The sequence below is a fragment of the Anatilimnocola aquadivae genome, assembly GCF_049819085.1.
In the GTDB taxonomy this organism is placed as follows: Bacteria; Planctomycetota; Planctomycetia; order Pirellulales; family Pirellulaceae; genus Anatilimnocola.
In genome coordinates, this window is the sequence record NZ_CP187419.1 from 5,903,639 (window position 1) to 5,914,801 (window position 11,163).

7 protein-coding genes are annotated in these 11,163 nt (G+C 56.6%); 3 read left to right on the forward strand and 4 right to left on the reverse strand.

What is annotated here, in order from left to right; all coding sequences use genetic code 11:
* Positions 1-42: 42 nt before the first annotated feature.
* Together NA78x_RS23155 and NA78x_RS23160 are read right to left on the reverse strand one after the other, a co-directional pair.
* Positions 43-318 (reverse strand): hypothetical protein, encoded by a 276-nt coding sequence (locus NA78x_RS23155; RefSeq protein WP_425614757.1) that lies wholly within the window; start codon positions 316-318, stop codon positions 43-45.
* 506 nt (positions 319-824) lie between these two features.
* On the reverse strand, positions 825-4,133 hold the full coding sequence (locus NA78x_RS23160) for a PVC-type heme-binding CxxCH protein (protein WP_425614758.1): 3,309 nt from the start codon (positions 4,131-4,133) through the stop codon (positions 825-827).
* A 152-nt stretch (positions 4,134-4,285) separates the two neighbouring features.
* Between NA78x_RS23160 and NA78x_RS23165 the strand changes: the two genes are divergently transcribed.
* The gene (locus NA78x_RS23165; RefSeq protein ID WP_425614759.1) at positions 4,286-4,921 is read left to right on the forward strand and encodes a hypothetical protein; all 636 of its coding nucleotides are present in this window, start codon (positions 4,286-4,288) and stop codon (positions 4,919-4,921) included.
* A gap of 62 nt (positions 4,922-4,983) precedes the next feature.
* Here NA78x_RS23165 and NA78x_RS23170 read toward each other — a convergent pair whose 3' ends face one another.
* The gene (locus tag NA78x_RS23170; RefSeq protein ID WP_425614760.1) at positions 4,984-5,376 is read right to left on the reverse strand and encodes a response regulator; all 393 of its coding nucleotides are present in this window, start codon (positions 5,374-5,376) and stop codon (positions 4,984-4,986) included.
* A gap of 296 nt (positions 5,377-5,672) precedes the next feature.
* On the opposite strand from NA78x_RS23170, the gene NA78x_RS23175 reads away from it, so the two are divergent.
* Together NA78x_RS23175 and NA78x_RS23180 are read left to right on the forward strand one after the other, a co-directional pair.
* The gene (locus NA78x_RS23175) at positions 5,673-8,051 is read left to right on the forward strand and encodes a hypothetical protein (RefSeq protein WP_425614761.1); all 2,379 of its coding nucleotides are present in this window, start codon (positions 5,673-5,675) and stop codon (positions 8,049-8,051) included.
* A 53-nt stretch (positions 8,052-8,104) separates the two neighbouring features.
* On the forward strand, positions 8,105-8,782 hold the full coding sequence (locus NA78x_RS23180) for a DUF1877 family protein (protein ID WP_425614762.1): 678 nt from the start codon (positions 8,105-8,107) through the stop codon (positions 8,780-8,782).
* A gap of 15 nt (positions 8,783-8,797) precedes the next feature.
* Here NA78x_RS23180 and NA78x_RS23185 read toward each other — a convergent pair whose 3' ends face one another.
* The gene (locus NA78x_RS23185; protein ID WP_425614763.1) at positions 8,798-11,125 is read right to left on the reverse strand and encodes a prolyl oligopeptidase family serine peptidase; all 2,328 of its coding nucleotides are present in this window, start codon (positions 11,123-11,125) and stop codon (positions 8,798-8,800) included.
* Positions 11,126-11,163 lie beyond the last annotated feature (38 nt).

An 11,163-nucleotide genomic window follows, 5' to 3' on the forward strand; every position in this document is an offset into this window, starting at 1 on the left:
CGCCGCGTGTGCTTGGGCACGCAGCACGGCAGGATTGCGATGTTAGACCGGCAACGATGTGCCGTTATTATCAGTGCTGCGCGAGGCGCGCGTGGCTTCGACCACTGCTGACTTCATATCTTCGAGCGAAACGTGTTTCACATCGATCCGATATTCTTTCAACGTGCCGAAGATGGCGTCGACCACTTCTTCGTTCGAGCGGGCGTGGAAGGCCCGAGTGCGAATGGCTTCTTTGATTTGTTCGTTCATGACCGTCACTGTTTCCTTCGTCCTCATGGCTGCCGCCCGATAAGCGGCAGCGCGATTCATTCTCCACATGGGAGAGGTTTCCTATTAGACGACGAACTACGCGATTCGGATGTCGAACCGTGGCATCGCCCGTCTTTCCGCCGATTCGCTGACGACCGTTCGTCAGATTCGGCTCACCTGTAACTTGTCGTTACCGGCCTGCCTCGATAGACACGCCAGTTACCAGCAAGTTCAGATTTTTTTCCACTCCCAGGTGTTCGCTAGGCAACCGCATCCATTGCCGTTGCGTCGCTGCACCTTGGCGATTCAGCAGAGCTTCCCGGGAGAGGGGCACCGCTGGATCGGGCTTAACCGGGGCTAAATGCCCCAAGCCAAGCTCGCTGGAGTGTAGTTATCGCCCATTAGCAGGCCAAGCTTGAATTCGCGAAAGGGCCCTTTACTTCGCGATATTCCCCGTAATTGGCTCAAATTTTGGCGAGGGAACGGGCCCTACCGAATTGGGCGGCTAACGGGGCAGAGTTTCACCTAAAGAAACGCTGCCGTACACAGCTAGCTGACAAATAACTGCAATGTCACTATTTCAGACTGGCCAAATACTCCACCAAATCGCGCAATTCGAACTTCGTGAGGTGTTTGGTTAAGTCTTCCGGCATCGGACTCTTGCCGGGCTTTCGTTCTTCGATCAACTCCTTCTCGACCGAGATGAGTTTCCCCTCCGCGGTCATGAGTTCTACTCGCTGATCGTTTTCTTGTTTCACAATTCCCGATAGAACGCGCCCTTCGGCATCCAGTATCACCACCGAGTTGAAGCCCTTGGCAATGTCCTTGTTGGGTTGCACGATCGAGTCGAGCAGATACTTGCGCGTCTTTTGCGGATCGCTCGTGAGCTTCGTTAGATCAGGACCGACATCACCGCCGATGCCAGCCGCCTTGTGACAGCGAACGCAAGAAACTTGCGCACGTTCAAAGAAAATCTTTCGCCCTCGTTCAACATCGCCGCCTTCGGCGCAGTCGAGATACGCCGCAGCAGGATCATCCTTTGGCTGTTGCGATTGATACTCCTTCACCTTTCCCTTGACGCTGCCCGCTGCTCGCTTATCGGCGGCGGTCACCAGGTCCAACCGACTATCAGCGGGGAATTTGCCGGCAACCAATTGATCGAGGGCCTTCTCCAAGATGGAGTTTGTTCCCTGCTGGGTAAAGTCTGCGAGCGAGGCCAGGGCTGCTTGCCGCTCGATGGCATCTCCCTCGAAGATCGCCTTCTCGAACGAGACGACCGAATCGCTCGGCTTGAGCTTCATCAGCACATTGCGCCCTGCGGCCCGGACGCGCGAGTCGCTATCGGCCAAGGCTTGATTAACGGTCACCTCCAACTCGGGTACCTTCAACGCAGCTAGTGCAGACAACGCATCGGCGCGAGTCTGTCCCGCTTGGTTCTTATCCTGCAGCAATCCGAGCAAAACGGGACCGACTTCTTTCATGCCGAAATCAGCAGCCAACTGTGCGGCCGCCGTCCGTAGCTTATCGGGACCGGACAGAATGCCGGGCAGCGCGGGCTTTAGGGCGCTCACCGCCAGCTCGCTGGAACGGGTTTCCAATGGTCGCCAGAAGTTGAGCACTCGATCTTTGGGCGAAGGCTTGCCCCAATCCTTGAGCATCGCGAGAGCTTCGAGCCGCATCGCTTCCGGAGCGTCGCTGCGTGCTGCGAAGGCAGCCACTTCTTTGGCATGCTCGGCAGTGCCAAGACGGAAATTCGCATTCAGGACGCGACGCAATAGCGGATCGTCTTTGGATGAACGCGTGATCAGCGCGGCCAGTTTCGGCAATTCGCTCGTCAGGGGCAAATCGTGAATGGCCCGCGCGGCTTCGAGCACGACCTTGGGTTCGCTGTCTAGCAGGAAGGTGGAAATCTCAGGCGATTCCAAGCGACGCAGGGCAAGTACAACCCCGAGCCGAACCGCAGGCGTTCCACCTTTGGCCGCTTCGACCAATTGCGCTGGACTAGCCGCAGCGCCCACCAAGCCCAGGACGGCACCGTGGCGCAACACTGGGTCTTGATCCTGGTTTTCACTCAACACTTCTAAAAGAGCAGGCACTGCATCTTTGCTGCGCAACTTGCCTAGCGAAACAGCCGCGAAATAGCGAACGCGAGCATCTTCGTCCTTCAACAGTTTCAGCAACGTCTCGTCGCCGGAACCTAGTTTCGTTTCGCCAATTACCTTGGCGACTTGCGCGCGGACTTCGACATTATCGGACGTTGCCAGGGCCATTACCGGAGAGACCAGTTTCGCAGCATCCTGGCCACGACGAACCAATTGCTCCAAGCCCCAAATGGCATGCAAGGTCGCGAGTGGCGACTGGCTCTTGATGGCCACTTCTTGCAGCGAAGCCACGTCTTGCTTGTCTACCAAGGTGAACTGCGCCTCTTGTCGCAAGCGTCGATCGGGATGGGCGAGTAACTTCTTCAGTTCAGCAACGGATTGACTACCCAAGCCTTCGGCCAGCAGCTTTTTCACTTGCTGCGCTGCTTCGCTCTTCATCCATTCGGGTGAATAGAACTTGTGAATCCGTCCCTTTCCTTCACCGTTCCAGCCATTCACCCAGTCGCTGACATACACGGCACCATCGGGGCCAAACTCCACATCGGTGGCCAGCACGCTCCAAAAGGTTTGCTCGGCGTCGACCAGTTCAAACGAAGCACCTTTCGGCTTGATCTTGAAAGTGCGGACACCGCTATTGCCCGGTCCGCCACGGAAGTCGCAGAGGAAGAACCGGCCATTGAAGTGCTCGGGCAAACCAGTGCCCGGGTAATAGGCGAGCCCGGAAGGGCCGTCAGCAAAGTTCGTGATGGGCGGCACGATGTACGCAGGCTGGTCAGCATTCTGGGGATGCCAAATCTTTTCGCGATTGAACGGACCACGATCGGGCAAGTACTGATATTCCATGCGCCAACCTGTGTCACCACCTTCGACAACATAGACCCAGCGGGCTTTGTCACCGCTATCGCTGTTGTTGTCGCCGGTGAAGAGATTGCCGTTGTCGTCGAAAGCTAACTCCTGCGGATTGCGCAGGCCAGTCGCGAACATTTCCAAATTCGAGCCATCCAAGTCGCAGCGCAACACTGCACCGCTGCTCGGGTTGACTAGTCGTTTACCTTCCTTGGTGGTCACGTTCAAACCGCGATCGCCAATGCTGAAGTAAAGGCGGCCATCGGGCCCCACGATCAGACCGTGCATATCGTGGCCGCGAAATGCGTACTTCACACCAAAGCCAGATGCCAGCGACTGGCGAACTTCGGCCTGTTCATTGGCGTCGAGATCTTTCATCAGCCACAAGTGCGGAATATTGGTGTAATAGACATTGCCACGATACTCCAGCACGCCCGCACCGGTCCCATCGACAATCTCGTTGAAGCCGTCGACAAACACACTCGACTTATCCGCTTTGCCGTCACCATCGGTGTCGGTGACCAAGCGAATCCGATCGTCGTACTTGGTGTAGTCTTCGGCCTTCTTGCCAAGATGCTTTTTCACATAAGCCAGGCGATCTTCGACCGTTTGAGCCGCGAGGTCATCGTCGAGCCAGTGTGCGTGGCTGCGATTGTCTTCGACCCCTTTGCTTTGACGGAACGTCTCGCAGACAAAGATGCGGCCGCGATGATCGATGGTGAAAGCGACCGGGTTAGCGAGTAGCGGTTCGGCAGCAAACAGCTGTCGCTCAAAACCTTCAGGCACTTTGAAGCCCTGCAGCGATTGTTCGCCATCCTTCGATTCGCCGGCGATCTTCGGTGCCTCGGGCGGAACCGCCTGAACAGAATTAATGACGAGCAGCGAGGCAAAGACCGTGGCGCAAGCCAGCGCAGATAAACGGAAGCGGAGAGGCATAACGATTCTCACGAAGCGGCGACCGCAGTCGCCACACAGGAGGAAAGAACGAAACAGGCGGGGCGAGTTACGACTAGGAGGTGACTCGCGGCAATTGTGGTAAGCTATTTAGAGTAGTTTCTCAGGCGAATCTTGACAAGAAAGGGGCGGGCGTGGCGCGCGAATGTCCCCGTTGCGGCGACGAACTGATGGGTGCGGTCAACCGCTGCTGGAAATGCGGTCTCGATCTGCGGGCCGCCACGCAACCTACGACGCCCCGCACGTCCGCGACCTCTCATGAACCTATCATCGTCGCGGAGCTAGCCGCCGAACCGCAGTCGGCGTCGCCCACCGAACGCCTCTCCCCTACCCCGCCTGCAGCGCCCGTTGTCGCCCCGAGCTCGACAGCCCCCGTCGAATTCCTGATCGATGGCACCACTCGCCGGCGAGGCTCACCCTTCACGCCGGGCGCGCTTCTTTTGCCCCCACCATCGGCACCCACTTTTGGTCAACCGACAAAACCCCAAGCTGTCGTTTCCTTGCAACAAAGCTATGCCTCGAATGGCGGCGCAGTTGCCGCGATCGTGCTGGGGCTCTTCGGGTTGATCATCGCTCCGCTTCGTTTCGAAGGGGCGATTGTCGGCGTGGTCGGCCTGATTATGGGCATTTGGGGCCTGTATTCTCGCCGCCGAGGATGGGCGCTATTCGGCCTGATCTTGTGTTGCCTGGCCATCGGCATTGGATGCTATACGGGCGCGATTTGGCTCTATCAGACCATCAACAATTCCAATCCTTGGGATTATTCCTAGGACTGCAGACTTCGCGGCCATTGATGGAAGTCGCTCGGCAGACCAGGAGGTCTGCCGCTACGTTAGCGCGGTGGCCAGCAATAGACTTGCTGCATCGCGCGGGCGACGATACCGGTAATGTCCGGCAAGCGTACGGGCTTCGAGAGCACCGAAAACGCATGAGCGGCTTTGGCGTCGGCTTCGAGTTGGCGATCCATGGCTGCGGAGATCAAGATGCAGGGCAGCTCCACATGCAGCGTGCGCAGGCGACGAATCGTCTCCAGCCCGGTGAGTCGCGGCATGTGCATGTCGAGCAGCATCAAATGAACCTGCTCGCGCTGAATCACATCCAGAGCCTCTTCGCCATCACCAGCTTGAATGATGCGGAAACCGCGGCTTTCAAATACACCACATAACGTCTCGCGAAAGTCGCGATCGTCGTCAGTGATCAGCAGTGAAGGTGTTTCCAGCTTCATCGCAAGCCCGCACTCCGCTTATTTCAGCATGGGAGATTTGTCATGGATCGCCGGTAGACTCGGCCAATCTGGCAGCTTAAAAAGGATACCCTTCATATCGAGCAATTGCAGTGCCGCAGCTGGGAAAGCCCGGCGATTCCCCATCTCTCCTGCCCTCAATCTCATCAAAAGCGAGCTGCACGGCAATGTCAATAGTTCGAGTGGCAATTATATTCCTGGCCCCCCTGCCCTTTCTTTGTGGATTTACCAAGGCGGCCGAGCCGCTCCATGTTTCCGGTATTTACCCACAGCTGGCCATGTTTAACAACGAAGGCGAGTGTGGAACCGGAGCCGTGGTACCGTGGGCAAACCGCTTGTGGGTCATCACTTACGGCCCGCACTTGCCGTTTGGCTCGTCCGACAAGCTGTACGAAATTACCCCCGACCTGCAACAGATCGTGCGGGAAGAGAGCGTTGGCGGGACCCCTGCCAACCGAATGATCCACCGTGAATCGAACCAACTAGCGATCGGCCCGTGCCTGATCGACGCCGAGGGAAAAGTGCGGGTAATCCCTCCGAAACTTATGCCGGGACGTTTGACCGGCAACGCCCGTCATTTGACCGACCCTGCCAATAAGTTGTACTACGCCACGATGGAGGAAGGGCTGTATGAGGTTGATGTTCGCTCGCTGGAGGTGAAGGGCCTGATCGTTGACGGCAACAAACCGAAGGTCGGACAGACCGCAGAAACATCACCCGCAAAGCTCGAATCGAAGCTGCCAGGCTATCACGGCAAGGGTCTCTACACCGCTCAAGGCCGAGTCGTTTATGCAAATAACGGCGAGAGAAGCGATGCAGCGCTGCGTGATCCAACGATTGCCTCGGGGGCACTTGCCGAGTGGAAGGGAACGGGCGACTGGAGCCTTGTTCGCCGCAATCAATTCACCGAAGTTACTGGTCCTGGCGGCATCTTCGGCAATGCCAAACAATCCGATCCTCTGTGGAGCGTGGGCTGGGACGCAAAGTCGCTCCTGCTGATGGTTCTTGACGAAGGCGAGTGGCACACATTTCGTCTGCCGAAGTCTTCGCACAGTTACGATGGTGCACACGGTTGGAACACCGAGTGGCCGCGTATTCGCGATATCGGCGAGCCGGGAAAACCGGATCTGCTGATGACGATGCACGGCATGTTTTGGCGGTTCCCGATTGGCTTCTCAGCCCAGAATCCTGTTGGTATTCGTCCTCGCTCCAGCTATCTCAAGGTCGTGGGAGACTTCTGCCGCTGGAATAACAAACTGGTCCTGGGCTGTGACGACACCGCCAAAAGCGAGTTCCTGAACAAGCGGAAACTGAAAGGCGACCTGGCTGGTCCGGGACAATCACAATCGAACCTCTGGTTCGTCCAGCCTGAATTGCTGGACCAACTCGGACCAGCAATTGGCCGCGGAGCCGTTTGGCTCAACGAAGAAGTCGCCGCCGATCAAACGAGCGATCCGTTCCTGGTCGCTGGTTTCGAACATCGCAGCTTGATCTTGTCGCATGAAGCAGAAACCGAAGTAAACTTCGCCATCGAAGTGAGAGGGCCCGAGAAGCGTCACGCGGCGGAAGGCGATTGGCTCGCCTACCGCGAAGTCAAGGTTGCCCCGAAGTCAAACTTTCGGCTCTCCATCTCCGCCGACGCCAAAATCGAGTGGATGCGTGTTCGCTCGCACTCGCAGGCACCTAAAGTGACCGCGGTCTTTCAACTCAGCAATCCCGATCGTCGCCCCGATACCGCGGATGAAATGTTTGCGGAAATCGCTAAGCCCGCAGATAAAAAGCTGAGCGGCGGCCTCATCTACGCTCGTGGTGGCAACCTTCGTACGTTGCGTTTTGCGGCCACTTCAACCAACGGCGACGTCGCCAAAGATCTCGGCTGTTACGATCTCGATGCCAACTTGAAGCTAGTTCGCGCTGGCGATCCCCAAGGCTGGGACTACGCGAAAAAGAGCTACGCGATTCCCAAGGATGTCATCACGGTTGACAATGCATCGGTGCTCAATATCGACGAGCAAGGTCGTCGCTGGCGTTTGCCCAAGGGTGACGTGGCCTTCGATCACGCCGGCCCCTTTGGCGCTGAGCGAATCGACCGAGAAGTGTGCACTGAGCGAGACTTGCTCAACGTACATGGAACCTTCTATGAGTTGCCTGCCGAAAACGCCGGTGGCTTTGCCAAGGTTCGACCAGTCACGACTCATAATCGGCGCGTCCACGACTACTGCTCGTACCGCGGGTTGCTTGTAATGAGTGGTATCGCAGCAACCGAAACCAAGAATCCACACGTCATCACTTCCGATGACGGTCTGTGCAAGCTGTGGGTGGGAGTGGTGGACGATCTTTGGAAATTCGGCAAGCCCCGTGGCGTGGGCGGTCCTTGGCGACAAACCAAGGTCGAGGCGAAGCAACCCAGCGATCCCTATTTGATGACCGGCTACGACCAGAAGCGGCTCACCATCGAACACGATTCGCCAAATTCGATAAGCATGCGACTGGAAGTAGATTACTCGGGTACCGGTAATTGGTCGACCTACGAAACCTTGGAGGTTGCCCCAGGAGCGGTCGTGAAACACGCGTTTCCAGCCGATTTCGCCGCCTATTGGGTTCGCTTGGTTCCGAGCGACTCGTGTACTGCGACCGCAGTCTTTGTTTACGAATAAATGACCGGCAGCCAATGGATCCTGTGCAGACCTGACGGACACGGCGGCACGAAATGAGTCCGATTTGTGTACTGACGCAGGTTCCCGAAAGCACGATTCAGTTACTGCTGAAGTCGCCCAAATTGTTGCCGGTGTTTCTTCGTCGTTCGTTGCCGTGTCAACATGTAAAGCAGGAACGCCAGAACTGGTTGCGCGGGTCATTCTCTCGACAGCCAAAAGAACTGACGCCACTCGAGCAGTCGATCGAGGCAAGTTCAACGCATGTCTCGCTCGACAAATCGTGGCACGGGCTTCACTATTTGCTGGCGGGCAACAGTGGCGGCGGCCATATGCCGGATGGGTTCCTGCTGAGTGGTGGAACCGTTGTTGAGGATGACGAAGCGGCGAAAAGCGGCGGGGCTGTTGCGTGGCAACAATTGATCTCCGGTGGGGCAGCCCTGGATGAGCTGCACTCTCGTCTCGGACCGGCGCGAGCCTTTTCGATCGCGCAGGTGCAGTCAATCCACTCGTACTTGGCCTCGAATGCATGGCCGGAACTTCGCCACCGATACCAGCCGGAGACGATGCAAAAGTTGCGTCTTTACCCGCAGTTTTGGGTCGAAGACCAAAATGAAGTTGGACCACTCCTTTATCTTCAGCGGCACTTTTCTCGGCTGCAGCAGTTTGTCGGCCACGCTGCCGAGAGCAAGGCGGGCATGCTGATTCACTTCGTCTCAGCAGTCGTCTTTTGAGCCAAGACAGTACAGCTAAGGCTGCAGGTGTTTGATCAAGAATTCCATTCGTAGCCGTGAGCCATAGGGCGTTTCTGCCGCGCCGTGCCCCGCGCCAATGATGGGAACGAAGTCGAAGCTTTTGCCTGCTTTCTGCAAGGCACCAACGACTTGTGTCGTGCTGGCAGGATCGACGTTGGTATCGAGTTCTCCAACGATCAACAGTAACTTTCCCTGCAGTTTATGGGCATCCTCTTTGTTCGAACTGCGCGCGTAGCTATCGTCGATGGGCCAACCCATCCACTGCTCGTTCCACCACAACTTATCCATCCGGTTGTCGTGGCAGCCGCAATCAGCAACGGCGACTTTATAAAAATCGTGGTGGTCGAGCAGTGCCCGCATCGCATTCTGTCCCCCTGCACTGCCGCCATAGATTCCCACTCGCTGCAAATTCATCCACGGCCGCGACTCGGCCGCTGACTTGATCCAGGCAATGCGATCGGCAAAGCCGGCGTCTTTCAGATTCTTCCAACAAACATCGTGAAATGCTTTGCCGCGGTGGTTCGTTCCCATCCCATCGATCTGCACGACGATAAAACCCAATTCGGCGATGCTGTGTTGCCGGACCTGGCGACCAAACTCTTTGGGCACGAATGCCGACTGGGGGCCGGCGTAGATCTCTTCGACAACCGGATACTTCTTCTGCGGATCGAAGTGCGAAGGCTTGATGATGATGCCGTGGATGTCCGTCTTGCCCTCCCGAGCCTTGGCGACGAATCGCTCGGGCATCGTCCAACCGGCGGCCAGGAGTCTGTCTGCGTTCGACTTTTCGCAAACACAAATGAGGCTGCCATCGCTGCTATTGCGTAGCTCATGTAACGGCGGCTGATCCACTCGCGACCAGGTATCGAGAAACACCCGCCGGTTCGGCGAAAACTCGATGCGATGTTGGCCGTTGCCCTCGGTAAGTTGCCGAAATTCGCTGCCATCGAACTTCACGCGGCAAAGATGCTGATAGTACGGATCTTCATCGGGGCGAACACCGCTGGCCATAAACCAGACTTCCCGAGCTGCTTCGTCGACATGCAAAACTTGTCGGACGGGCCAATTTCCTTTGGTGACCTGGTTTTTCAATTCACCAGTTTTCACGTCGTAAAGCCACAGATGACACCAGCCATCACGCTCGCTCATCCAGAGGAGCTCGTTGGTGTCAGGCAACCATTTGCGCCAGGTCTTGTTGGTGTAGTCGATGAAAGTTTGGCTCGATTCGTCAACGACGGCGCGCACTTCGGCCGTCTTGGCGTTCACGGCCACAATCCGGTAGGCCTGATGACCGCGTTGATTGTGATCGAAGTAGAACTCGCTGCTGTCGGCGGCCCATTTAATGTCGAGTTGCGAGTTGAAGGGGTTTTTCAGCAGCGGACTTTCAATCATCTCCCCTGCCCCGCCTTCACCGATACGAAACAGCACCGCAACTGGCTCGGGCAATGGATCGCCAGGTTTGTTGTAGTCGAGCTCTTTTAATTTTGGCTGAAGTACATCCTTGGGCGAAGAATCGACAATGGTGATCTTTCGCCGCGGCACATCTTTCACGCGAACTGCCACGAATGCAGAAGAATCGGGAGCCCAAAAGACGGATTCACGAAATGACGATCCGGATGGTAACTCGGCTTTCAACGCCATCACTTCATTATTCTCACGGTTCTTAAGCTTGAGGGAGCCGTTTTCGATCAGCACCAGGAACTTCTCGTCGGGAGACGTGCCGCGGCCGATGTTGCGTCCCGGATTGCGGCGGCTGCGCTCTGCCGCAATTCCTTTGCCATCGATGATTAGCGTTTCTACGGTCGGGGTGACATCTACCACCGCCAACGTTTCACCGGCCTTATTTGTCACAAGCCAAACGTGCCCTGCGTAGCTGTGTTGTTCACGCTCAGCGCCTGAGGCAACTTCACCGTAACCAATTCGCTTTCCTTGCTCGTTAATCCAAAAAATCTCGATGGCACCCGTTAGCTTGTTGACGAACTTCAAACCAGAAGACACACCTGCTGGGCTCGACGGCCGAAGCTCGATCTTTTGCTTTGACGATTTTTTCTCGCCAGCGGGTAGTGCCAGAGTTTCCAGATCGCGAGCCGCTTTACGTTCACCGGTTTCGCCATTGATTAAGACAAACTCGTGCGACTGCGATCCAGTTTGCACGCGATACCAAAACGACTTGCCGTCGGGCAGCCAATTGGGCTTCACCTGTTCGCGATCGACCAGATTTGCCGTTCGCTTCGAAAGACCAAGTGCTCGGTCGATACGATCCTGCGCAAAGATCGTCGAGGTACAGAAACCGAGAGCTAGCGCGATGATGATTCTGTTCATAGCAGAACAGTGTAATGCCTGACGAGCTGAGATTCCTC

Bases quoted from the DNA above. Each gene is read 5' to 3' on its own strand.
- NA78x_RS23185 (WP_425614763.1), bottom strand. From the start codon at position 11,125: ATGAACAGAATCATCATCGCGCTAGCTCTCGGTTTCTGTACCTCGACG.
- NA78x_RS23160 (WP_425614758.1), bottom strand. From the start codon at position 4,133: ATGCCTCTCCGCTTCCGTTTATCTGCGCTGGCTTGCGCCACGGTCTTT.
- NA78x_RS23155 (WP_425614757.1), bottom strand. From the start codon at position 318: ATGTGGAGAATGAATCGCGCTGCCGCTTATCGGGCGGCAGCCATGAGG.
- NA78x_RS23180 (WP_425614762.1), top strand. From the start codon at position 8,105: ATGAGTCCGATTTGTGTACTGACGCAGGTTCCCGAAAGCACGATTCAG.
- NA78x_RS23170 (WP_425614760.1), bottom strand. From the start codon at position 5,376: ATGAAGCTGGAAACACCTTCACTGCTGATCACTGACGACGATCGCGAC.
- NA78x_RS23175 (WP_425614761.1), top strand. From the start codon at position 5,673: ATGTTTAACAACGAAGGCGAGTGTGGAACCGGAGCCGTGGTACCGTGG.